Origin of the sequence: Chryseobacterium sp. 1B4, from assembly GCF_036631475.1 — a bacterium.
Classification (GTDB): Bacteria; Bacteroidota; Bacteroidia; order Flavobacteriales; family Weeksellaceae; genus Chryseobacterium.
This window is the reverse complement of the sequence record NZ_JAPNUF010000003.1, coordinates 20,366-44,817: the sequence shown is the minus strand read 5'-3', so window position 1 is coordinate 44,817 and position 24,452 is coordinate 20,366. Positions and strand designations below refer to the sequence as shown.

Annotated in this window: 23 protein-coding genes, 1 tRNA gene and 2 pseudogenes; 7 read left to right on the top strand and 19 right to left on the bottom strand. The window is 36.6% G+C overall.

All coding sequences use genetic code 11. The annotated features are described in order from the left end of the window. Positions 1 to 173 precede the first annotated feature (173 nt). The 3 genes from OWR28_RS01980 to OWR28_RS01970 form a co-directional block, all read right to left on the bottom strand. The gene (locus OWR28_RS01980) at positions 174 to 1,607 is read right to left on the bottom strand and encodes a hypothetical protein (protein ID WP_332385266.1); all 1,434 of its coding nucleotides are present in this window, start codon (positions 1,605 to 1,607) and stop codon (positions 174 to 176) included. A gap of 149 nt (positions 1,608 to 1,756) precedes the next feature. Beyond that, entirely contained in the window at positions 1,757 to 3,370 is a 1,614-nt protein-coding gene (locus OWR28_RS01975) for a prolyl oligopeptidase family serine peptidase (RefSeq protein ID WP_332385265.1), read from the bottom strand. Beyond that, a complete protein-coding gene (locus tag OWR28_RS01970) occupies positions 3,298 to 4,644 on the bottom strand; it encodes a hypothetical protein (RefSeq protein ID WP_332385264.1) in 1,347 nt (448 codons plus the stop codon). Before OWR28_RS01970 ends, OWR28_RS01975 begins: the two co-directional genes overlap by 73 nt. Before the next feature lie 151 nt (positions 4,645 to 4,795). On the opposite strand from OWR28_RS01970, the pseudogene htpG reads away from it, so the two are divergent. Both htpG and OWR28_RS01960 read left to right on the top strand, forming a co-directional pair. Next, positions 4,796 to 6,687: pseudogene (htpG, locus tag OWR28_RS01965) on the top strand (molecular chaperone HtpG). Between the two features lie 255 nt (positions 6,688 to 6,942). Further along, positions 6,943 to 7,335 carry a helix-turn-helix transcriptional regulator gene (locus tag OWR28_RS01960; protein WP_332385263.1) on the top strand — a complete coding sequence of 131 codons (393 nt, stop codon included), beginning with the start codon at positions 6,943 to 6,945 and terminating at the stop codon, positions 7,333 to 7,335. 286 nt (positions 7,336 to 7,621) lie between these two features. Here OWR28_RS01960 and OWR28_RS01955 read toward each other — a convergent pair whose 3' ends face one another. Beyond that, complete coding sequence (locus OWR28_RS01955) at positions 7,622 to 7,918, bottom strand: MGMT family protein (RefSeq protein WP_332385262.1); 297 nt, start codon at positions 7,916 to 7,918, stop codon at positions 7,622 to 7,624. Positions 7,919 to 7,986: 68 nt separating this feature from the next. On the opposite strand from OWR28_RS01955, the gene OWR28_RS01950 reads away from it, so the two are divergent. Continuing rightward, positions 7,987 to 8,133: a hypothetical protein gene (locus tag OWR28_RS01950; RefSeq protein WP_002976595.1), complete on the top strand. Its 147-nt coding sequence runs from the start codon at positions 7,987 to 7,989 to the stop codon at positions 8,131 to 8,133. Positions 8,134 to 8,394: 261 nt separating this feature from the next. On the opposite strand, the gene OWR28_RS01945 is transcribed toward OWR28_RS01950, so the two are convergent. The 4 genes and pseudogenes from OWR28_RS01945 to OWR28_RS01930 form a co-directional block, all read right to left on the bottom strand. Beyond that, positions 8,395 to 9,369, bottom strand: a complete 975-nt coding sequence (locus OWR28_RS01945) for a deoxyhypusine synthase family protein (protein WP_332385261.1) — start codon at positions 9,367 to 9,369, stop codon at positions 8,395 to 8,397. Between the two features lie 374 nt (positions 9,370 to 9,743). Then, positions 9,744 to 10,122, bottom strand: a pseudogene (locus OWR28_RS26740) (GreA/GreB family elongation factor). Positions 10,123 to 10,664: 542 nt separating this feature from the next. Further along, the gene (arfB, locus tag OWR28_RS01935; RefSeq protein WP_332385259.1) at positions 10,665 to 11,057 is read right to left on the bottom strand and encodes an alternative ribosome rescue aminoacyl-tRNA hydrolase ArfB; all 393 of its coding nucleotides are present in this window, start codon (positions 11,055 to 11,057) and stop codon (positions 10,665 to 10,667) included. A 36-nt stretch (positions 11,058 to 11,093) separates the two neighbouring features. Beyond that, positions 11,094 to 12,116: an AMP-binding protein gene (locus tag OWR28_RS01930; protein ID WP_332385258.1), complete on the bottom strand. Its 1,023-nt coding sequence runs from the start codon at positions 12,114 to 12,116 to the stop codon at positions 11,094 to 11,096. Between the two features lie 100 nt (positions 12,117 to 12,216). On the opposite strand from OWR28_RS01930, the gene OWR28_RS01925 reads away from it, so the two are divergent. After that, positions 12,217 to 12,287, top strand: a tRNA-Gln gene (locus OWR28_RS01925). A gap of 198 nt (positions 12,288 to 12,485) precedes the next feature. Here OWR28_RS01925 and OWR28_RS01920 read toward each other — a convergent pair. The 5 genes from OWR28_RS01920 to OWR28_RS01900 form a co-directional block, all read right to left on the bottom strand. Beyond that, the gene (locus OWR28_RS01920; RefSeq protein ID WP_332385257.1) at positions 12,486 to 13,559 is read right to left on the bottom strand and encodes a hypothetical protein; all 1,074 of its coding nucleotides are present in this window, start codon (positions 13,557 to 13,559) and stop codon (positions 12,486 to 12,488) included. A 245-nt stretch (positions 13,560 to 13,804) separates the two neighbouring features. Continuing rightward, positions 13,805 to 14,350, bottom strand: coding sequence for a hypothetical protein (locus OWR28_RS01915; protein WP_332385256.1), 546 nt, complete (start codon positions 14,348 to 14,350; stop codon positions 13,805 to 13,807). A gap of 16 nt (positions 14,351 to 14,366) precedes the next feature. Continuing rightward, positions 14,367 to 15,668 (bottom strand): hypothetical protein, encoded by a 1,302-nt coding sequence (locus tag OWR28_RS01910; RefSeq protein WP_332385255.1) that lies wholly within the window; start codon positions 15,666 to 15,668, stop codon positions 14,367 to 14,369. A gap of 102 nt (positions 15,669 to 15,770) precedes the next feature. Further along, positions 15,771 to 16,187: a hypothetical protein gene (locus OWR28_RS01905; RefSeq protein WP_332385254.1), complete on the bottom strand. Its 417-nt coding sequence runs from the start codon at positions 16,185 to 16,187 to the stop codon at positions 15,771 to 15,773. 63 nt (positions 16,188 to 16,250) lie between these two features. Further along, positions 16,251 to 16,721, bottom strand: a complete 471-nt coding sequence (locus tag OWR28_RS01900; RefSeq protein WP_332385253.1) for a hypothetical protein — start codon at positions 16,719 to 16,721, stop codon at positions 16,251 to 16,253. Between the two features lie 652 nt (positions 16,722 to 17,373). Between OWR28_RS01900 and OWR28_RS01895 the strand changes: the two genes are divergently transcribed. Genes OWR28_RS01895 through OWR28_RS01885 form a run of 3 tightly spaced genes read left to right on the top strand, consistent with a single transcriptional unit; the run spans position 17,374 to position 18,586 of the window. Continuing rightward, positions 17,374 to 17,775, top strand: coding sequence for a hypothetical protein (locus OWR28_RS01895; protein WP_332385252.1), 402 nt, complete (start codon positions 17,374 to 17,376; stop codon positions 17,773 to 17,775). Further along, entirely contained in the window at positions 17,700 to 18,287 is a 588-nt protein-coding gene (locus OWR28_RS01890; RefSeq protein WP_332385251.1) for a hypothetical protein, read from the top strand. Before OWR28_RS01895 ends, OWR28_RS01890 begins: the two co-directional genes overlap by 76 nt. Continuing rightward, entirely contained in the window at positions 18,263 to 18,586 is a 324-nt protein-coding gene (locus tag OWR28_RS01885) for a hypothetical protein (RefSeq protein ID WP_332385250.1), read from the top strand. The genes OWR28_RS01890 and OWR28_RS01885 overlap by 25 nt, the downstream gene beginning before the upstream one ends. Positions 18,587 to 18,648: 62 nt before the next feature. Here the strand turns inward: OWR28_RS01885 and OWR28_RS01880 are convergent, their stop codons facing one another. From OWR28_RS01880 to OWR28_RS01855, 6 genes are all read right to left on the bottom strand, one after another. Beyond that, on the bottom strand, positions 18,649 to 19,281 hold the full coding sequence (locus OWR28_RS01880) for a DUF308 domain-containing protein (RefSeq protein WP_332385249.1): 633 nt from the start codon (positions 19,279 to 19,281) through the stop codon (positions 18,649 to 18,651). 259 nt (positions 19,282 to 19,540) lie between these two features. After that, positions 19,541 to 20,959, bottom strand: a complete 1,419-nt coding sequence (locus tag OWR28_RS01875) for an amino acid permease (protein ID WP_332385248.1) — start codon at positions 20,957 to 20,959, stop codon at positions 19,541 to 19,543. 187 nt (positions 20,960 to 21,146) lie between these two features. Next, positions 21,147 to 21,971: a hypothetical protein gene (locus OWR28_RS01870; protein ID WP_332385247.1), complete on the bottom strand. Its 825-nt coding sequence runs from the start codon at positions 21,969 to 21,971 to the stop codon at positions 21,147 to 21,149. 177 nt (positions 21,972 to 22,148) lie between these two features. Further along, positions 22,149 to 22,928: a hypothetical protein gene (locus OWR28_RS01865; RefSeq protein WP_332385246.1), complete on the bottom strand. Its 780-nt coding sequence runs from the start codon at positions 22,926 to 22,928 to the stop codon at positions 22,149 to 22,151. 177 nt (positions 22,929 to 23,105) lie between these two features. Continuing rightward, a complete protein-coding gene (locus OWR28_RS01860; protein WP_332385245.1) occupies positions 23,106 to 23,720 on the bottom strand; it encodes a response regulator transcription factor in 615 nt (204 codons plus the stop codon). After that, positions 23,717 to 24,448, bottom strand: coding sequence for a HAMP domain-containing sensor histidine kinase (locus OWR28_RS01855; RefSeq protein ID WP_332385244.1), 732 nt, complete (start codon positions 24,446 to 24,448; stop codon positions 23,717 to 23,719). Before OWR28_RS01855 ends, OWR28_RS01860 begins: the two co-directional genes overlap by 4 nt. Between the last annotated feature and the right edge of the window lie 4 nt (positions 24,449 to 24,452).

Sequence of the window (24,452 nt, the reverse complement as noted above, 5' to 3'; positions counted from 1 at the left end):
TTACCAAGCGAATGTACTACCAAACTTCATCAGCGACAAAGCCGCAATCCTTGCTTCCTTGAAGATTAACTTTCGAATCTCTTATTCCTTTGCGTTTAAATAATAAATAATCATCAGTAAATAAAAAAGAGGTTATTCCATAAAACAACCTCTTGAAAGTTTATACTTAAAAATTATCCAGCAATTTTACCCTGCAGCTGAAGTGCTCCGGTTACTTTCATACCTTTTGTTGGAGCTTCAAATCTCATGTTTTCTTTATTTACAAAGGCATCAATGGTGAAGAAATCCTCATTTTCCTCATTCGTGATCAGCTTAAGTTTCAGAATATATCCTTTAATGCTTCCGTCTTCAAGCAATTCTGTTTCCTTACAATCTACAATCTGACCAATAAAATCAAAACATGCATAGTTAGGAAGATCCTGACTTGGAGCATAGGTTGTGAAATCTTCACTCATTTTAGTACCGTCAGGTAAGTCTGTATTGGTATGGACATCAAGGATGAAAACAATTCCACTGATATTTACCTTCTGATGCGGCTGTGTCATGTAGATGTTTCTGTTCTCAGCATAATCGGTAGCGAAAAACCAAACGCCAAAAGTATCTCTTGCCGGACCAGCTACGATTGCCTGCAGATTCAACGCATTTTCCCATTCTCTGATTGATCTCGTTTCAAAATCCAGGGTATAATCCGTTTTTACTTCCGGAATTATGGTACTCAGCTCATCCGTAACAATGGTTTTGAATCTTACATCCTCAAATTCTGTTTTATTTTTGGCTTCTCCGGTTGGATCAGAAACGGTAGACTGCATTAAAACTGTGCTAAGGTACTGCCCGTAATCTTTAGTCTGGAAATTCTGATGACCAAAAACCCCGCTCCATGTATTCACAAGGTTATGAACATTGGATTTTCTGATGATAATTCCTGCTTCATTGGTCATTTCAGGTGCTGTAATTCCTTCCGTATTCGGGAAATAATCTTTACCATCTACCAGCTGATGATTCATGATTTCATTATTTTCCTCGTGTGAAAACTCTGCAAAACCTTTATAAGTAATATTTTGGTTTTCGAAAATATAAGGCAGTCCTGTTTTTGCTTTTTCAGAACCTGCAAAATGATAAGCAAGTGAAATCGCCCTGAATTCCCCGTCCTGTGTTGCCGGATTGTGGTTACCATTGTTGTCGAACTGAGAATGATACAGGATCATATACGATCTGATCTTACCTTCCTGAAGCTCATTTTCAAACTTTTCTTCCATTTGCGCGATCGCCTGCTGCGGAGCAAGTGCATAAGCATCTTCTGTCACCATATAGGCGAAGCCTTCTACCTCACCATTTTCTTTTTCAAAAGCAGAAATAGGAGTATATTCTCCTCTTAGCTGAAGCGCTATAGAATAAACGATATAATCATTATAAACCTTGATTTTTTCATATTCTTCATTTACTTTCGGCTCTTCTGCCGGTTGTGAAGGGATTTCCGGTATTGTTTCCACAACTTCTTCCACCACTTCCTCAACTATTTTTTCCTCCGGCATTTCCATTTCCTGAACCGGAGTACTTACATTTTCCTGATTGTTATTTTTCTTCTTAAAAAAATCAAAGATTCCCATACTGTTATTTATAATTGGCAGTAAATATAATAAAAGTGCTCAACAGGCTCATCATAAAAAATGCCATTGTGTCAGTTTGCCCTTTCTATTGTTTTTTTCGGGACGTAGTAAAAACCGCGGCGGAGCCAAAGGCTCCGCCGCGGTTTTTACTAATTAGGTTTATCATCTGTCAGCTCAAATCCCCAGTCTTTTCCTTTTTGGGTGGCCGGAATACCTTTTGTCATCCATACCGGAGCTTTAGCTCCTTTCAGGTAATAATCAAAAAACTGCTGTTCCCTGATTTGAATATCTTTTCTGTTCTGGCGTTTCATCAGATTGTGATCATCACCATTATAATTCAGGAGCCATACAGGTTTTCCAAGACGGCGTAATGCAGTGAACATTTCAATTCCCTGATACCAGGGCACCGCACCATCTTTATCATTACTCATAATAACTACCGGAGTCTGTACTTTATCAATGGTAAAAAGCGGTGAGTTCTTAATATAAAGATCCGGAGCTTCCCATAAATTCTTTCCTAATCTGCTTTGTGATTTTTCATACTGGAACTGTCTGTTCATTCCGGAAGTCCATCGGATTCCTCCATAGGCAGAAGTCATGTTGACAACGGGTGCTCCACTCCATGCAGCGGCATACATATTGGTATGAGCAATAAGATAGGCTACCTGATAGCCTCCCCAGCTTTGCCCCTGAATTCCGATCTTAGTACCGTCCACCCAGGAATTTTGTTTTAACTTCTCCACACCGGAATTGATGTATTCCATGGCAGATTCTCCCGGGAAACCCTCTGTATAAGAAATATCGGGTGTGAAAACCAGATATCCATTGCTCACAAAATAAGAGATATTTAATCTTGAAGGTGTAGGAGCCGGAGCTACATAACGGTTAAGGTTATCAGAAAGTTTTTCATAGAAATAGACAATCATAGGATATTTTTTATTCGGATCGAAATCTTCAGGCTTGTATAAAATCCCTGTAGAAGTGTTTCCTTTTGGCGTTGTCCAGTGTACCAATTCATCCGTACCCCAGTTGTAATTGGCTTGCTGTGGATTGGTATTGCTTAGTTTTTGCTGCTCCGAGAAATCTGATGTAGCAAAAAGGTTTGGAGAATCTGTATATGATTCCTTTACTAAAATATACTCTTCCGCATTTTTTGCTTTTTGAAGGCTTCTGTATCCCCAGACATTTTCCATCTGAATTTTCACAGGATCAGCACCTGACTGAATGGTTGTTTTGAAGATCCCGTTGTCCTTGGATGTATTATCAAATGCAGATAAATAGATAGGAAATTTGCGGTTCAGGCTTTTAATATCTTTATCCAGTTCATATGTATCAAATGTTATTTTATGCTTACGCCCGAATCCATTCGTGATATTTCTTGGCTTTTTTGAGCCGTTCAGGAAGAATTCCCAAAGATCGTAGCGGTCTTTTATAATCACGGATTCATCTTTATCTGTCCATGATGCAATACCATAAGAATTCGGAAAGTCCGGCATATCAAATTCCTCGTCTACAAAAGAAACAGGCAAGCCTGTACTAAGAGGAAGGGTTTGTTTTGTTTTCACATTATAGCTTAGCCACTGCCCTTTTTCTCTGTCAAAAATCACTACAAATTTTCCAAGAGGAGATACAGCCGCTGCTCCGTTAAGATTTTTAATAATTTCGGTTCTGTCTCCTGTTTTGTTATCGATCAGGAAATAGGTTTTCTTTGTAGAACCTTCCCATTGTGAAGAAATACGGTTGTTAATGCTTGTAATCCCCAATGCAAATTCAGCATTTCCTCGTTGACCAATCTTAAGGTATCCAGGTCTTCCCCATCAATATTACGGAAGAAATCAGGTTTTTCTGTCTGCATTACTGCAGCATAGGATTTCTTCAGGTCATTTTTCAATTCCTTTAACTGTACGGTTTGCAGATAATCATCTTTATAATTCCAGATATCTACAACAGCATGATCGTTTGCAATCATTGCCGTATCTTTTGCAACAGGTTTTGGAGCAACCCCAAAATACAGCTGTTTTCCGTTTTTACTAAACAAAGGCAATCTGTTTTCAGAAATGACCCAATTTTTCTTCATCTGCGTATGTTCATGGGTTATGATTTCTTTTTTATTTCCTTTAAAATTAAAGTAATACAGCTGGTATAATTTCACCAGATCATTCTGTGCAGAAGAAGTTCCTACATAAGCCAGCTGATCTCCTTCTTCATCAAAAGACAATTGTGAAAAGTCCCCCTCCATTTCAGAAATTTTATTAACAGTTCCTTTTTGCAGATCAACGACCTGTACGGTTTCCAATGCATATTTCTTTGGCTTCGACTTGTCTGTATCTTTTGTCCGCAGCCTTTTCATCTGAATCCTTCCCTTCTTTTTCTCTTTCTTTTCATCCGGCTTTTTAGTGATAAAAGCCAGCTGTTTCCCATTTTTACTGAACTCATAACGGATTACATTATCATAGGTTGTGCTTTTTCCGTCTAAAAGATTACGCACTACCAATTGTAATGGCTTTACATTTTTATCTTCATCCTTACTTTCATCACCATCTTCTTTTTCAGAAGCATCGTCCGAGGATTTATCCTTGAGGTTTTCCAGCAGATAAGCAACATAAGAACCTGCTTTTTCAGGGATTTTAAATGATTTTACATTAGGAATCTTCTCTGTTTTATCATTTAAAAAGTCAACTATTGCAAGACTGTCTTTCGTTAATTTATTTTTCTTCAGTTTTTTATCTTTTACCGCTTTTATATCTTTATACTGCGGACGGATTTGAAAAACAGCAAAGCGGGAATCATTTGTAAAATCCACTTTTGCAGCTCTTACAAACTTCTTTGAGGTTTTATTTTTAACGGAATATAAAGAAAGGGTTGAATTTCCTTCCTGAGCATCCACAGAATAGGCAATCCATTTTCCATCATTTGAGATTTTTCTTGCCCCGATATTTTGCCAGCTGTCGTAAACAGAATGGTCTAAAGGCTTCTTCTGCCCATATACCCAACAGGTCATAATGAGCAGCATAAAGACTGTACATTTCAACTTCATTTTTAAAATATTTTAAGAACTAAAAATAAGATATTTCTCCGATAAATTCACATAACGGACCTGTTTCAGGTTAAAAAAAATGTCATTCTGTCACATTCTTCTGCATGGTATTTTTTTGAGAAAGAATTTTAAAAATTAAAATCTAAATATGATGACTAAAGGAAATATTAATGTATCTGTGGAAAACATATTCCCGCTTATTAAAAAATTTCTTTACAGTGACCACGAAATATTCCTGAGAGAATTGATTTCCAATGCCACTGATGCTACTTTAAAATTAAAGCATCTTACAAGCATTGGTGAAGCCAAAGTGGAATACGGAAATCCAAAACTTGAGGTTAAAATTGATAAAGACCAGAAAACTTTACACATCATCGACCAGGGTATCGGGATGACAGGTGAAGAAGTTGAGAAATACATCAACCAGGTTGCTTTTTCCGGAGCTGAAGAGTTCTTGAAAAATATAAAGATTCTGCGAAGGATGCCGGAATTATCGGGCATTTCGGTCTTGGTTTCTACTCTGCTTTCATGGTGGCAGAAAAAGTGGAAATCCTTACAAAATCTTATAAAGATGAGCCGGCAGTACGCTGGATCTGTGACGGAAGCCCTGAGTTTACTCTGGAAGAAACTCCTGATAAAACTGACAGAGGTACGGAAATCATACTTCACATCGCTGAAGATTCAGTAGAATTTTTAGAAGAAGCAAAAATCCGTGAACTGTTATTAAAGTATAACAAATTCATGCCTGTTCCTATTAAATTCGGAACAAAAACACATACGCTTCCTTTGCCGGAAGATGCTCCTGAAGATGCAGTAGCTGAAACAGAAGAGGTAGACAATATCATCAACAATCCGGTACCGGCATGGACAATTGCTCCCAGTGAACTGACCAATGAGGATTACATGAAGTTTTACCACGAGCTGTATCCAATGCAGTTTGAGGAACCATTATTCAACATCCATCTGAATGTGGATTATCCTTTCAATCTTACCGGAATCCTGTTTTTCCCGAAACTGAGCAACAATTTAAATATCGATAAAGATAAAATTCAGTTATACCAAAACCAGGTATTTGTAACAGACGAAGTAAAAGGGATCGTTCCGGACTTCCTGATGCTTCTGAGAGGAGTTATTGATTCTCCGGATATCCCGTTGAACGTTTCCCGTTCTTATCTCCAGGCGGACGGTGCCGTGAAAAAGATTTCTTCTTACATCACGAAAAAAGTAGCCGATAAAATGGTTTCTTTAATTAACGAAAACCGTGAAGATTATGAGAAAAAATGGAATGATATTAAAGTAGTTATCGAATACGGAATTGTTACGGAAGAAAAATTTGCTGAAAAAGCAGACAAATTCACATTATATCCTACAACAGACGGTAAGTATTTCCTTTGGGACGAATTGGTGGAGAAAATCAAACCTGTACAAACGGATAAAGACAACAAACTTGTTGTTCTGTATGCTACCAATGCTGATGAACAGCACAGCTACATCCAATCTGCAAAGGATAAAGGATATGAAGTCCTTTTATTAGATTCACCTATCATTTCGCACGTGATCCAGAAACTGGAAACTTCAAAAGAAAATATTTCATTTGCAAGAGTAGACGCTGATCATGTGAACAACCTGATCAAAAAAGATGAGCCTGTCATTTCAAAACTGAACGAAACTGAAAAAGAAACTTTGAAAAAGGATGTGGAAGAAGCCATCAAAGACTCAAAATTCACAGTTCAGCTTGAAGATCTTGACAGCAGTGATGCACCGTTCACCATTACCCAACCTGAATTTATGAGAAGAATGAAAGAAATGCAGGCTACCGGTGGTGGCGGTATGTTCGGAATGGGTGGTTTCCCGGAGATGTACAATCTTGTGGTGAACTCGAACAGTGAGCTTTCCAATCAGATCCTAAAGACCGGGAATGCTGAAGAGAAAGAAAGCTTAATCAAATATGCGCTGGATCTTGCCAAGCTTTCACAAAACTTATTGAAAGGAAAAGATCTGACAGATTTTATACAGAGAAGCTATAAGCAACTTGAAAAATAATTTACAAAAGACTGTTTCAATTTTGAAGCAGTCTTTTTTAGTTTGAAAACATAAAGGCACAATTTTATTTAGATACCAATGCTTTTGAGGCGCAAAGATTTTAATCTTAAAATCATCAACATTTACAATGAATAAGATTCATATTATAAATCTTTTCCGAAGTTTCTATTTGGCTTCAATGGTTTGCTCTATATTTTTTCTGTTTTCTATTGTATAGATTCTGCTTTTTTGCCATTTTTGTATAAAATGTAGGTCATGCAAAAAGAAAAATTACGTCTCATCAGAAAACAAAAAGGTTATACCCAACAACAGGTAGCTGATTTTATCGCAACAGATGTATCCAACTACAGCAGAAAAGAGAGCGGCGATGTAAGAATTGTAAGAGATGAGTGGGACAAACTTGCCCGTTTTCTGGATGTACCGATCGAGGACATTTATGAAGAGGATGAATCTGCAGTAGTGATCAATAATGACCATCCTGTATTTAATGACAGATCATCTTCTGCAGGAGTAATCACTAATCAGAATAATTATGATAATATTCCGGGAGCTATCATTGAAAATCTACAAAACTATATCACCCTATTAAAAGAAGAAAACGAAAGGCTTAAAAAAGAATTGAAAGGCCTTCCAGACGGGAAAAAATAATACGGTTTGAAACTATAAAAATATTGATGTCACTCATATGAATTATGGAGTGGCGTTTTTTTGTATTAATGTATGCTGGTATTTTTTTAACGCAAAGAACTATAATTCTTATGTTTGATTTCAGAAGGCAAAGAGTTGCGACTCTGTCGCTGATGAAGCTTTATGATAATAATACGTTCGCTTAAAGAGAATCAATTTCATTGATTCCACCCTTTGCTCCCTTAAAAATATACAGTATACAGTAAAACCTTTGCGTTAAAAAAATTTGATTTAGATCCTTTGAAATTTACAATTCTTGCAGCGGATCCCAGAACAGTTTTTTGAAATTTTTTATTCTGAGATTTTCAACAATGATTCCTTCTGCCTCCAGCTTTGGCTGAAATTCCGGAACAGATAATACCCCTGAACTTGAAATCACGCGGTGGGCTGGTACATTTTTCGGACATCCTCCCATTGCTTTTCCTACATGTCTGGAATGGTTAGGATAGCCAACAGCCTTTGCTATGGCGCCATAGGTAGATACCCTTCCTTTGGGAATCAGTCTTGCCACTTCGTATACCTGCTGTTTGAAAATTTCGTCCATATCAACTTCTTTTGCATCATTTTTGAATTCATATCAATGACAATGATGTTTCATTAAAAGATAAAGATATGAAAAAATCATTTTTCAGGCTGCTGAATGCCATCAACAAAAAAGTTCTTCCCAAGCTGAGTCATAAAGACCCTAACCATCTTACTAAGATGGAGAAGGGAATTCTGGCGTATCGTTATTTTGTGCTGGTGAATTCTTTGGATTGATTTTTTTATAATTGGTAGATTTTTCCACAGATAACACGGATTTCACAGATGCCTTCGGAAAACCGGAAGTGTAAAGTTCAATCTTTTATGTGATAACACTGTACATTAGTTTGAACCTTAAGTATTAAGAAATTAGCTAAGTTATTTTTTAGCTATGAGCTTTTTTCATCAAAGATGAAACTACTTCCCAATCCTAAAATAAAAAGCGCTCCAAAATAAATTGAAGCGCTGATATGGTAATCTCTTACGGGAATTTTATTCCTAAGCGTTTTCTAAGATATAAGAGAACATCAATGGCGCACAGATTGTTGCATCACTTTCAACGATAAATTTAGGTGTATTGATATCAAGTTTACCCCAGGTGATTTTCTCATTTGGAACTGCTCCTGAGTATGAACCGTAAGATGTTGTAGAATCAGAAATCTGGCAGAAATAAGACCAGAAAGGAATATCATGCATTTCCATATCCTGATACAGCATTGGTACTACACAGATAGGGAAATCCCCAGCGATACCTCCACCAATCTGGAAGAATCCAACTCCTTTTCCTCCTGAATTTTTAGTGTACCAGTCAGCAAGGTAAGTCATATATTCGATTCCTGATTTCATTGTAGTAGGTTTAAGCTCTCCTTTGATACAGTAAGAAGCGAAGATGTTACCCATTGTAGAATCTTCCCATCCCGGAACCACGATTGGTAAGTTTGCTTCTGCCGCAGCAATCATCCATGAGTTTTCTCTAGGAATTTCATAATACTGCTCCAATACTCCTGAAAGGATCATTTTGTACATAAACTCGTGCGGGAAATATCTCTCTCCTTTAGCTTCAGCATCTTTCCAGATCTCTACGATATGCTTCTGCAATCTTCTGAATGCTTCTTCTTCAGGAATACATGTATCTGTAACTCTGTTCAGACCTCTTTCCAAAAGATCCCATTCGTCCTGAGCAGTCAAATCTCTGTAATGAGGAACTCTTTCATAGTGAGAGTGTGCTACAAGGTTCATTAAATCTTCTTCCAGGTTAGCCCCTGTACAAGAGATAAAATCTACTTTTCCCTGGCGGATCATTTCTGCAAGAATTTTACCTAACTCAGCAGTAGACATTGCACCTGCCAAAGTAATCATCATTTTTCCGCCATCTTTAAGATGTGCAACATATCCTTTAGAAGCATCTACCAATGCAGCTGCGTTGAAGTGCAGGTAATACTTTTCTATGAATTCAGTTATCGGTTTGCTCATTTTTAAATTTTTTGCAAAGATAAAACTTAAAAACGGAATGCAGCGAAAGCACTTGAAGAAAGTGTAATAGAGACATCTTTTTTTATCATTTGTTAAATGAATGCATAAATAGTTATTGCCGGGAAACGCAAGGACGCTGTTTTTTTCCAACATGATTCATGCCTTAAGGCGCAAAGATTTTATCTCCGATAAAATTATATACTGCTACTCATTGTCCATTGTTCTTGCTGGAAATCTCGATTTTTATACCTTGAAATTTAAAATGTATAAAAGCTAGTGATTCTGCTTCACATTAGAAATTTCTATTTATAAAAAAGCGTGACCCAAAGTGAGCCACGCTTTCGTTATCATTCAGCTTAATTATTCAGTCAGGATTATCCTTCCCAGGCCTCAACTTTCAGGATCTCGATTTTTCTTTCTCCGTCTTTAAAAGGCCAGCTGATAACATCTCCCACCTTATAGCCTACCACTGCAAGGGCAATCTCTGACAGTATGGAATGTTTATTCTTTTTAAGTTTTTCTTTGGTAGAAGGCACAAAAATATATTCGTGCTCAAAATCCAATGTATGGTCTTTCAATGTTACTTTTCTGTCCACCGTAACAATATCGGCAGGAAGGTCTCTTCTCAGGACCTGTTTTGCCTTTCTGAGTTCTTCAGTGAGTCTTTTTCTTCTTCGATGCTCACTTTTTTCTTCTCAGTGTATCTTTTATAGCATCATAAATTCCGGTGGTTACAATAATATGATTGGACATATTCTTCAATTTTTAAAATTAAAATGCAGTTATTCCCTGATGATCCAATGTAGAATACAGGCGTAAGACAGCCTTCTTCTATAGAAAACCGCAAAAACAATATATAAATTCCGAAATAACTCCCTGTCTTGGATCCTGACAGGGCTTAATTGATAAAGTCCTTAGAACTTTTCAGAAAAGAATCTGTATGAAGATAAAGTAACGACAGCAACAATCCTGATTGTCTGCTTTCTGCTGATAAAGAAATTGTTGCTGCCATTATTAATGAGATGTTGTAATTACTACAAATATAACACTTAAAAACGGAATGTAGCGGCTGTACTCAAAGAAACCCTGTGCAAGCCTTCTTTCTGATCATCATCAAATTTATAAGTAACCCCGTTGTACTTCATTTTACTCAGCGTACGCCACTTAAGCCGAAGGTCTGACAGAAAATTTCTGTGCAAAAGAGATGGAAATGATGAATACTCCCCGCGTAATTAATTTTTTATCATGGTTTTAAAAGCTTCCGTCAAAAATAAAATTTACTCCGGAAAAACACATTAAAACCTGAAACGTCTGTTTTCTTTTTTGTCTGAAAGCTTTTTCTTGCTGTCCAGTCTTTTTTGTTTCTGGGCTTTTGAAGGTTTGGTAGCCGTTCTTTTTTTGGGAATAATGAGGGCCTTATTTACGATTTCTGTTATTTTTTCAATGGCTTTATTTTTATTCATCAGCTGGGTTCTGCTTTCAGAAACGGTCAGGAATAAAAACCCATCTGCATTGATCCTGTTTTTCAGTTTATTCTGAATCAATGTTTTCTCATCTTCATTAAAAAATTCTGATGCATCCACTTCCCAAAGTACGGTCACAGCAGTTTCTACTTTGTTTACATTCTGCCCTCCAGCCCCACTGCTGCGGGACGTCCTGAAACTGAGTTCTTTTGAAAAGTCTTTCATTTCTTTAAATTTTATATCCGACTTCAATAGCCCTGGCTAAAGGTTTATACTTTTATACAGCTCCATTCTGTTTACTTTCCCGTTGGGTGTTCTCGGAATTTCTTTGATGAAAATAATTTCTTTGGGCTTATGGAAGTTTTTTTCAAACGGGATTTCTGAAATCTTTCTTCTCACCTCATCAGATTCCTCACCTTCTATAATCAATATCAATTTCTGTCCCAAACTCTCATCCGGCTGTCCTACAAATATTGCTTCGCCCGGAATATCTTTTTTCACCAAAGCTTCAAGGGTTTCAGGGAAAATTTTTGCCCCTCCGGAGTTGATTACATTGTCAATTCTTCCCAGGAATTTGAACTGATTTTCATTCCTGATTTCAACTAAATCATTAGTTTGAAGCACCTCACCATTTACGTTAGGTGCAAAAATTTTCAGGCAGCCTCTATCGTCCAGAGAAATCGTTACATTTTCAAAAACAGTGAAGTATTCTTCCTGTTCGGGCATCAATTGCTTTAAACCAATATGGGAAAGGGTTTCAGACATTCCATAGGTTTCAAAAATACGGCTGGAATTATCAAGGTTCATCTTAAGGATCTTATTTTTCAGGCTTTCTGAAACAGCAGCACCTCCGATAATCAGATTTTTAATCAGATGAAGTTTATCCAGGGAATTCTCTACCTGCAGTGGTGTCATGGCACAAAAATCAACTTCTTCTTCCAGGTTTTCTATCGGTTTTAAAGAAGGATCAGTAATTTTTAACCTCAGTTTTCTTTCTATAGAACGGACAATCATCATTTTACCGGAAATGTATTCCACAGGCAGGCAAAGCAGTGCAGTATCTCCTTCTTTTAATCCTAAAAAATTACAGGTCATTACTGCTGAATTGACCATTTTCTTTTTCTCAATTTCAAAAATCTTTGGAATTCCTGTAGAGCCTGAAGTCTGGACATGTACTTCTGTTTTTTCCGAGAACCATTCTTCCAGAAATATTTTTACTTTTTTTTCAAATTCCGTATCGAATGATAATTTGTTAATATTGAGATTATTGAAGTCTATCAGCATAATTTCCGTAAATAAATTCTACAGTAAATTTAAAAAAAATTTCAAAAAGTTCTTGTAAGTAAAGAAAAAAGCTGTAAATTTGCACCACTAAAACAAACAGAGACCCATGGTGTAGCGGTAACACTACTGATTTTGGTTCAGTCATCTGGGGTTCGAATCCCTGTGGGTCTACAAACCATCCTTTTTAAGGGTGGTTTTTGTTTTTTATCCAACTTCAATTATCTATTTTTCTTTCTGAGAGTATATATTCAGTGATTCTGGAAATCAGAATATTTATCCTGTCCGATTTTTGAACGTATACATCTGGACAACTGACACTTCATTACAGTTTTATGTGTTTGTCTTATATAATGACTGAAAAGACTACCTCTATGAATGAAGCAGCCTTTTGTTTATAATATTTTTAGATTTTATAAAACTAAAAAGTCTTGTAAGTATCACTTTATACTGTAGGCTTGCATCGCCATTATTCGTAAGATCTATTGTTCCGGCTGAAGGCATTGTTAATGTATAATTAAATGCAATATTGGTCCCGCCTGCAGCACAATTTGGGATACCTGACCAAACAACTGTTGTTGTATATCTGTTTACTTCAGTAAAAGTAGGGGCTTTAACAGTGGTATCTGTGTTTAAAATCCCATCCATTCCTTTAATAGAGAAAGAATTGTTAACAGCATTATTAGTGACATAATATTCTGCAATACCAATACGCCCACAACTATTACTGACATTTACCACTGCTTTATATACCGCATTATTAGCAAGTCCCGCAATCAAAGTATTTGTAGCACCTGATGCTACGGTAATCGTGTTATTAATAACCGTTCCATAAATGTTATCAACAGCTTTATTCAGGACACCATTTGCATCTGAATATACCGGCGTAATAAGGGTGGCACCTGCTGCTACATCCATGGTTCTTACTCTGGTACTGCCCGCAACATCTAAAGTATTGGTAGGAGTATTGGTAGCGACACCTATATTGCCCGAGGTTAAGTCCATTGACCAATCACTTCCACCAGGAACACGGGAAATAATAAACACCCCATTATTACTATTAAAATTAGGATTTATACCCATTACTGCTTGTTTTACTCCCGTAGCTCCTGTAGTTCTTAAAATCGATAATAGGGAACTATTAACGACAGGATTTTCTATCAACAATCCTGTATTGGTGGCTTCACCGCCTCCAATCCCTGTAGCCGTCCCCCTGTTTTTTATATGGAGATTCGATAATGGCGTGACATTACCAATACCTACATTACCTGTGGTAGTTACTGTAAAATCATTGGCTTGTTGTGCATCAGTTGGAATGCCGGTTGCCGGATTGTCTTTTGCGCCATCAACGTGAAGGGTACCTTGAGGATTAGGGGTATTGATCCCTACCTGTGAAAACACAATGACAGAAAAGAATATCATTGCCAGAGTTAAGTTTTTTTTCATTTTTTTAAAATTTAAAATTGTGTAATTTGGATATTTATAAGAAAATGTTTACTTTATTTATTGTTTGAATTTTTATTTAAATAAAGGTATATTTTCAATCAAATTTACACTTTTTAACCCTATTTCAATATTAAATTAACACAAATAATTCATTATAAAAATCATATACACAACATAACATTTTGCCAGAATATCTATTTATTGTAACCAAAATCCCAGTATCTATACCTGATAATGCACTACTTTCAAGCGTTCCGAAAGGTTGGCCTTATGATAAAAGCAAATGCTGCTGTTATCAGCAATATTCCAAATTCCAGTAAAAATCCCCATAAGCCTGCGATAAAATATCTGAAAATGATCTCAGATGTAAATTCGGCATAATCACGATCCATACTGTATGTAACCCAAACCGGGAATTTCTCTTCATAATAATAGGTAAAGGTCCCGGCCCTGTAATCCCTGAATACTGCATTTGCTTTCAGATAAAGCTTTGATGCGGACCACAGTGACACATATCCGCCTATTAAAAAAAGGGGAATCGCAGCTAAAAAATGAGCGAGTCTAATCTGTTTATCCTTACTATTTTTCTTTAAAAGAGCAAATAGCTTCCAGATCGGGATGAAACAAAGAAGAAGGAATTCAATTTCAATTAGGACTAGAAAAACAGAAATACATAATAAAGATGTACTGGTATCAAAAAAAGCGGTACCAACAAAGAGTGCTAAGGACATAATCAGTGTGACGGCGGCGACACCTAGTGCAATGCATGATAATCTAATACTTCTTTTCATTGCTCTTCTTTCATTACTAATTTACTGCAACAGCATAAATCGCATTTTCAGACCATACTCCTCCTACTTTACCCAATCCGGCCCCTATCACAGTACCACTAGCCTGAGTATTCCCTACAATATATCTATACGTTTTGGTTGTCCCGGATGTATTATTAATTTGTACTGTACCCGTAGCAACACTATATTTTTGTCCACCATTAAATGGTCCTTCCAATTGAAAACTCATTAAAGTAGGTCTTATGACATCTGCTGACTGAGTGCCGGCCTGTCCGATGGTTGTAAGATTTGCTTCTGAAAAAGTACTTCTTACAAACATCCAGTCACTTGCTGTAATTGTTCCCTGCGGTATTAATAATAATGAAATGGTAACCATCCACCTTCCCGGAGGTAAAGTAATGGAAGAGCCTGTATATCTGTAATCAGAAAATTGAGAAAAAGGAACATCATACCCTCCACCCAATGTTCCTACAGCAACATTTGATGCAGCTCTCTGCCATGTTGCCACACCATTGGCATCGGAAGTTAATATTTTATTGGCTCCCTGTGTTCCATCTACAATTTTTAATGCACCGCTGGTTGCAGAACGAACATCCAGTACATTTGTGGGAGCTGTAGTACCAATTCCTACTCTACCATTTTTATTTAAAGTCATTAACGGGTCCCCTGTAGCTGTAGCACCTGCAAACAGCTGCAATACATTGGCTTCATTTCCTAATCCGTAAAAATCATCTCCTGCAGTACTGTTCCATAATGCCAATTTTTTTCCGTTGCCAACCCCCAAATCCAGCATATTCTTGGGCGTTGTTGTTCCTATCCCTACTCTGTTATTAACAGCATCTACGGAAAACGTGCTTCCATCCACTGAAAAATGGTTGGTTCCTGTAGTTGCAGTATTTGTAAATGCCAGAGAATTATTTCCCTGAGCCACTGTACGGGCTCCAGTAAGTGCCCCGTTTGAATTATAAATGTTAGTATTTACAGCTGCTGGAAGATCTTTCCATGTCGCTACACCATTAGCATCAGATGTAAGAACCTTGGCATTGCCTTGCGTACCATCGACTATTTTTAACGCTCCATTGGTGGTAGAACGGATATCAAGTTTGTTTGTAGGATTTACTGTTCCTGCTCCTACATTACCATTGCTAAGCACCACAAAATCATTAGACTGTTGAGCCACCGTCGGAACTCCTGTTGAAGCATTATCTTTTGCACCATCTACATGGAAAGAGCCCTGAGGATTCGGAGTATTTATGCCTACCTGGGTAAAAGCTAAACTTGAGAATAGTATTCCTGATAAAATGATTATTTTTTTCATTTGTTACGTTTTAAAAAGGTTTGATGTTTAAATTTTTTCTTGTGTGTTTAGAATCGTATAAAAACACGATCGTTTTGAATTTCATTAATATGTAATCATTTACTAATTAATTGGAATTGCATAGAAATAATTCTCCCAGGCTCTTGGATTAAACTCCCAGGTATTAACAGGTTTATCTTCAATTAACAGATAGAGTGTTACAGAGGCAGCCGTTACTTCTATCATGGAGCTTCCTGACAGAAAATTCAGGTCATTATCATTACCAGAACTACTTCCACTACCTTTTGTTAGTACTCCGGCATAAGATGTATTATTACCGGAAGGACCTGATAATGTAAAGCCATTCCGTTGGATACCTGTAGTTGAACTTGATAGATAGGCATGCAGCCAAACCCTTGATTTTTCTATTACTTCACTTCTGTTATACATTGTCATTCCTGCATTTACAATCCATTTGCCCGGTGTTAAAGTAATAGAGACATTACTGTATTTAGGAGTTGTCCCACCTCCAGACAACACATTAGCTCCCGCAGTAGGAAATGTACCTGAAACAGTTGATTTTGTAACTGCTGTAATCTTCCATTAACCAACTCCATTAGCATCTGAAGTAAAAATAGCTCCATCCGCCTGAGTTCCATCTACAATTTTTATTGCACCCCTGGTCGCAGAACGGATATCAAGTTTGTTTGCAGGGTTTACTGTTCCTACTCCTACATTTCCATTGCTAAGTACTACAAAATCATTAGACTGTTGAGCCACTGTCGGAACTCCTGTTGAAACATTATCTTTTGCACCATCCACATGAAAAGCGCCTTGAGGACTAGGAGTATTTATGCCTACCTGAGAGAAAATTAAATTCGAAATAAGCATCCCTGATGAAATGATTATTTTTTTCATTTGTTTACGTTTTAAAAAGGTTTGATGTTTAAATTTTTTCTTGTGTGTGTATTTAGAATCGTACTGAAAAACATGACCGGTCTGAAGTTTCTCATTATTCGAATTAGATGGTGCAAACTTACGGCCTGCAAACAAAAAAAATCCTACATCAAACATACTTCAACACTCAATATTCTGTAAAACAAACAGTTGAAACCAAAATGAAGTAACTTTGAAGTAAGCAGAAAAAGTGAATTATTAACTTTTCAGAAGCAATTTTGAGGATTGGATAAAGGAAAATATAAATGCTCCGTACTGTTATCCTATGTATCATTTAAAAAGCAGGGATCATGAATATCCCCGCTCATAAACACAAACAATTTTCAAACATGAAAGAATGAAAAAAATTAATTCGTTATAAATGTATCCATATTATCTATTCATAACATTACGTCAAATATACTTCACACTATAATGAATTAATAAACAGTATTTTATATATAGACTGGAGTATTTTTGAAGTATATTTTCATACTCTATACGTGTAAGAATAATCTGTAATTAATTAAATTTTTAATCATATTCATAAAAAAGTTATTTTTGCTTTAATAATTTTAAAAAATATGTTCCCCAATTTTAGAATTAAAACACTATATCTGATTTTCTTTTTTTCTCCCTATTTTATGATGCTCAGGATTACTCATTTCAGCCCGAACCTATAAAAACAACATGGGAATATAAAAGCAGAGGTGATTTTGAAGGTGCCTTAAAATTTAATACCAAAGCGCTTGCCCAGTATGAACAAAGTGGAGACACCAAAGGAATCGTTATGGTATATACAAATATTGGCGGTATATTATGCAATTTCAGCAGGTACAAAGAAAGTCTGGAATACCTTGATAAAGCTAAAAAGGAACTTAAAAATATCAGTTCTCCTCTTCTGATAGGAAATTTGTACAATGAGTATGGTAAGAACTATACTCATCTTGGATTATTAGAGCAATCCAATGCTGCATTCAACAAAGCTGAATATTATATTAAAAAGCTTACTAACGAACGTCAGAGAAAAGTTATTCTATTCTATAATTATTCATGGAAGCGTACGAATTTTGTAAGGATGAAAGATCAGGATTCTTTACAGCATATAGAGAAAAAATGCTGGCTGTTAACCCCGGCACACTTACTTATACAAGGATTGCTGATGGCTTTATTGCGAAGAAAATCCATTTAGATTCAGCAGAATACTATATGAATAAGGCTCTGCTTAACTTCAGTACAGCAAGAAGAACTGAAAAAGGAATCGCATTATTTAGCTACGGAGATCTTTATAATGTGAAAGGAGATCAAAAGAAAGCGTTAGAATATTATTTAAAAACGATTGATTTCTTCAAGCAAACAAAAAATAAAACAGCATTACTTACCGTTTATGATACTATTTCCAGTGTTTACAGATCTCTCAATGAAATTGAAAAGTCTAATGCCTATTTAAGACAGTACACTGCCCTTAGTGACAGTCTCAACAAAAATGAAAGAGAAGCTGTAAATCTTGCTGTGAATACGCTGGTAGAATTAAACAAGGAAGAAAAAGAAAAAGAAAGAAAAACATTTTATGTGGTAGCGCTGGCTATTATAGCTGTATTTTTGATATTATTCTATTTTATACGAAAAATCTATATCAAAAAGGAACTCAAAAAAGATAAAATTATTGAAAAAAGATTTTGGAAACGGATGTTCTTAAATTAAAAGTAAATGACTCCTTTGAAGAAATCATTCAGCTGATGGAAAGCAGAAGCCCATTATTTCTGACACGTTTTAAGGAAGTCTATCCTGAATTCTACGCAAAATTAATTACGCATACGCCAGAACTTACAGAACATGATCTAAAGTTCAGTGCCTATATCAGATTAAACCTTACCAATAAAGAAATCTGCCAATATGAAAACATCAGCTTACGGGGAGTAGAAACCAAAAGATACAGGCTTAAAAAGAAATTGAAGCTCCCGCAAGAAGTCGAACTTCAGAAATGGATTCTGGAACTTTAACATTTTTTATTCTGGTCAAAAAAAGACCTTTCACAAGGTCTTTATATTGAAATAATCCGTTACTATTTTTTAAGTTCATCAATCTCTTCCTGTATTGACCTGATCCTGTCTCTTAATTCCTGACTTACCTTTCCCGGAATCTTTTTTATCTTTCTTAAATCCAGAGCCAGCATAATGGAAGCAATTCCCATGAATATGAAGGAAACACCGGTAAGGGTTACTAATGAGATTCCTGTAAACACCGGATTGAATATCAGCAACAGAGAAAATATAATACCTCCTGCGCTGGCAAGAGCCACATTTCCCCAGCTCATTATTCTCATGCTTTTCAGGTCAAATGCGAAGCCTAATAATTGAAATGAACGAAACAATAAAGTAAATCCGATCACAAAAGGAAGTACTGTCATAGAAATCTGTGGATTTGCAATAAGATAAATTCCAATTGCTGTTGTTAATAATCCACTCACAAGAAACCAGCCCCAGCCCTGCAGGGATTTGCTGTTCTGTAAGGAAAAGAATATTTCAGTAATTCCTGAAAATAAGAATGAAACACTGAAAAAGATAGAAAGTGTAACATACGTGGCAAGAGGTACACTGAATACATAAAAACCGAAGATCAGGAACAGAATTCCGAAGATTAACGGGATATACCAATGTTTTACAGTGTTGGTAAGGGCTTGAAATAAATTGGCCATAGGTGTCTTTTTTGGTTCTGCCTACTTTTTTATAGCGGGTGTCGGCTTATCCGCAGGAATTTCAAACAGATTGCAATTTTCACCTTAATTTGAAATATAACCTATCACTAATGTACAAAAAATAAGTTGGAAAAAACGATGACATTCTCCGAATTATTCTTATCTGCAGCTCTCATAAAAGATTGATTTTACTGCTAATCACAAACAAAAAAGGTGAAAAATCAAATGATTTCCACCTTTTCAAATATTGTTTTAATCCTTAATTCGGTTTGTATAATTTATACATCACAAATAAAAAGCCCAGCCAGACCGGAATCAGAATCACCTGAATTTCCATTCCTGTAATACTCATTAATCCCAGAATCAAAACCAGAAATGCAATACAGATATAGTTAGATACCGGGTAAAAAATGGATGGGAATTTTGAACGGATTCCTTCTGCGCTTATTGTTTTTTTAAATTTCAGATGGGTGTAGCATATCATCAGCCAATTGATAATCAACGTAGATACAACCAGAGCCATTAAATATTCAAAAGCTTTTTCAGGAACTAATTTATTGATGATAATACAGATTCCTGCAAAGCATGACGACACAATAATTGCGTTGATCGGCACAGCATTTTTATTCAGCTTTTTAAGGAATTTCGGAGCATTCCCTTGTTGGGCCAATCCGAAAAGCATTCTGCTGTTGCTGTAAACACTGCTGTTGTACACTGACAAAGCAGCTGTTAAAACAATCAGATTAAGAACATTGGCAATCAAAGTATTGAACTGAATTACTTTTCCAAAAAGACTGAACTCAAGACCGTTCAGATTTTGGAACACCATTACGAACGGGCTGGATCCTTCCGTAATATCTCTCCACGGACTTAAAGAAAATAAAATTACCAACGCTCCTACATAGAAAATAAGGATTCTGTAAATCACCTGATTGGTTGCCTGCGGAATCGTTTTTTCCGGATTTTTCGCCTCAGCAGCAGTAATCCCAATAAGCTCCAATCCTCCGAAAGAGAACATAATCATCGCCATGGCTGCAAATAATCCTGAATATCCGCTTTCTGTTTTATTAAATAATCCTTTCGGGAAGAATCCCCCGTCATTCCATAAATTGGTAATGCTTGCTTTTTCTCCTCCTGTACCGCTTATTAGAAGGTATACACCAAAAATAATCATCGCAATAATAGCCACTACCTTGATGATGGAAAACCAGAACTCTGTTTCCCCATAGACCTTTACAGAAGCTAAATTAAGAGCATTGATGACTACAAAAAAGAATAAACTGGACACCCATAGCGGAATCTCCGGCCACCAGAAGTGAATATAATGTCCGATAGCAGTAAGTTCGGCCATACTCACCAGAATATAGAGAATCCAGTAGTTCCATCCTGAAGCAAATCCTGGAAAATTTCCCCAATATTTGTAAGCGAAGTAGCTAAAACTTCCCGATACGGGTTCCTGAACTACCATTTCACCAAGCTGACGCATAATAAAAAAGGCGATGATACCTGCCAAAGCATAGCCTAAAATTACGGATGGCCCGGCCAGTACTGCAGCCGGCCCGATTCCCAGGAATAACCCGGTTCCGATAGCACCTCCGAGGGCAATTAATTGTATGTGTCGATTTGTTAATCCTCTAACTAAATTCTCGTTTTGTCCTGTTTTATTTTCGTTGTTCATTGAATGAATTATTCGGTCGCTAAATATATAAAAACTTTTCAGAGAAATTCACATTCCATGGGCGAAATTGGCAATTGGCAATGGAGCCGACAAGAAAAAACCTCATCAATCTGACAAGGTTTATCTGAACACTAATATAAAATCACTGATCTTTCTCTCTTAAGAGCTTAATCCTAATAATTGTCGTTTAATTTGTTGGTACTGCATAAATAATATTTTCGGAAAAGTTTCCTCCAAATCCCTGAAAATAAGTAGCAGTTGTCTGCACCCCTCCAATGACATTATTTCCTGCTATGTATTTATATCTTTTTACAGCACCGGAAGCATTGTTAATCACCAGACTTCCCTGAATAATAGAAAATCTTGTAAGCGTAGGAGCAGTCGGCCCCTGAATAAGTCCGCTTACCAAAACCGGAGCCTGGGAAATATCTCCTGAAATATCGGCCACATCTCCCGGTACAATACTGGGCTGGTCTGAAAAACTTGTCCTTAGCCACATCCACTGATCACTGATTAATGCAGCTCCGGCAGGAATAATAAGCTGCTGTACAGTCACCAGCCATTTCCCGGGTGGTAAATCAATATAAGAGCCTGTATAACTGAATGCGTTAGTAAATGTAAAAGGAATATCTACTCCAGGTCCATTGGTACCTCTTACCACAGTTAGTCTCACAGGCTTCCATAAACCGTTACCATTGGCGTCAGAAGTCAGAACATAGTTATCATTTTGTGCTCCGTCTGCAATTTTTATTCCTGATACCGGAGCAGCTAAAGTTCCTGCGGTTTTTATATCTAAGCTTGCTGCCGGATTGTTATTCCCGATGCCTATGCGGCCATCAGCCGTCATTACTACATCATCTGCCTGGTTGGCGGGGTTCACAGGACCTGAAGCCTCATTGTTTTTCTTTCCGTCTAAATGAAACATTCCCTGGGGATTTGGAGTATTAACCCCAACCTGCGCAGCAGCTAAGTTTGCAAAAATCCCTAAAATCATAACATAAATCTTTTTCATTGAAATTGTTTTTTAAGTTTATTGAAGCACTAACCTACTGCGAAAAATGAGCAAATAAAGAACCGATCCTGTACGTATTTTTCCACAAAAACGTAGTGATATTATGACTTTAGGAAAATTGCTCTAATGAATTTCACTGTAAATTTCCAGCAGCTCAATAAGGTTGTATATTTTTAATTACATTTTTACAGCAATAATCGGCCCTATATTTGAAACTCTCCCATATGCAGGAATATTCCAATATCTTGGGCGTATAACCGTGTTATCCTGATCTACAACAACAAGCTGGCTTATTTTGGCTGCAACCTGATGAGCGCTTATGGAAGGAACTATATGAGGTCCTTCATTCCCTCCAAATGCAGGATAACTTGGAAAGCTTGCCGATCCTGAACTGGTAATAAAATTAAAATAGATAAATCTCGGAAAAGTGGCTGCAACTGTAGATCCACTGGTAGGATCTATAGGCCTTGCAGTGGTGGTTCCCGGAATAAAATAATCATATTGTACATAATAATACAATGTATATAATCCTTTGTTTAGCGTTACAGGGCAGTCTGCAATAAATTCTGTTGTTGGAGGGGTAATAATAGAAAAATTAGGAGTCTGATTATTGTTCCCTGTAATCAGTATAGAGCCTGGTGCAGGCTGCCATGTTGCCAATCCATTAGCATCAGAACCCAATATTTTTCCAGCTCCCTGTGAACCGTCAGTAATTTTTATCTTACCGATAACATCCAGCTTAGCAGCAGGTGCAGAAGTTCCGATACCGACGTCTCCTTCTATAATTGTTCCATTGGTGGGAGCAGCAATGCCCGTATAACCGGAACCTATGGAAGTATTTCCGTTTACAGTAAGCGTATTGGCAGGAGCAGTTGTATTAATTCCTACATTTCCTGTTTGTGCATTTAATGAGATAAGGGAATAATTTAACCCTGCCAGCAGGATAATAAAAAACATCTTTTTTCATAGACAAATACGTTTTCAGAACCAAGGTTTGGGACATCATCCAATACCTTATTATTTACTTATTTTTCACAATACGAACCTACTGCGAAAAATGAGTAAATAAAGAACCGATCCTGTACGTATTTTTCCACAAAAACGTAGTGATATTATGACTTTATGAAAATTGCTCTAATGAATTTCGCTGTAAATTTCCAGCAGTTCAACAAGGTTGGATATTTTTAATTTCTGGTAGACTCTTCTTTTGTAGGTTCCTACGGTAGATTCTTCGATATTAAGGGCATTAGCAATTTCAAGGTTTCCGTTTCCTTTGGCGAGAAGGTTAAAAACCTGCAGTTCTCTCTCTGACAGATTTTCAATGTTTTTTTTCCTTTGGTTCCCTTTTAAAATTTCATTCATCATCTCAGAAGTATAATAATATCCGTCTTTAAAGATTGTTTCAACAGCCTTGACAAAATTTTCAGGGTCACTCTGTTTATTAAGAAAACCATTTGCACCTTCTTCAATATATTGCAGCGCAATATTTTCTTTATAGGAAGTGAAGATTAAAATAAGGGATTCCGGAGAGATGGCTTTAATTTCTTTGACCATTGATTTGAGAATGCTCCCGGGAAGTTCAATATCAAGAATAACCAGATCATATTTCTCAGATTCAATTTTCTGTTTTGCTTCGTCATAAGTTTCTGCAAAACTTACTTCAACATAATTAAAATTTTTCTCCAGGATCATAGCGGTCCCGATCCTTACCACATGGTGGTCATCGGCAATGAGTATTTTTTTTGTCATATTTTAATAAGGATTTTAATGAGGGTTCCTTTCGGAGTGTTTTTATAGAAAGTCATTTCAGAATGTATCTTTCTTACCAGCTGAACAACCATATGAAGCCCTAAACCGTAATTTTTAAAAATCATATGTTCATTCCCGTTTTTCTTAAACAGTCCTGAATAATAGGCCATCTGCTCATCAGACATCCCGGTTCCGGTATCTGCAATATTGATCTCTATATGGGATTGCGCAGAAGCTGATGTAATGATAATTTCTCCGTCTGAAGTATTTTTCACTGCATTATCAATGATATTATGGAAAACTGCGAGGAGAATGTTTTTATTAAGTTTACTCTTCAGCTGATGATCACAAAAATTGTAGATAAATGTTTTTTTCTGAGCTGCAATTTCTTCAAATAACAGCCTTTTGGTTTCAATAAGATCATAGATGGAATATTCTTCGTTCTCTGTATTTTCCTGTTTATAGAGTTCCGTATATTCTTTAAGGCTTAATGTAAATTTATAGAGCTGCTCTGAGGTTTTGTAAATGCTGTCAAAGTATTTTTTCTGTGTTTTCGGATCTTCAGACTGGTTGAGCTCCTGTGAAAGAAGTGCAATAAATTTTACAGGGGTCGTAATATCATGGCTGATACTTTCCACCAGTTTTTTCTGATAATCGGATTCGTTTTTAAGTTTGTTATTGGTTTCCAGCAGTTGCTTGTCTTTATGGTCCAGGGTATTTTTCAGCACTTTA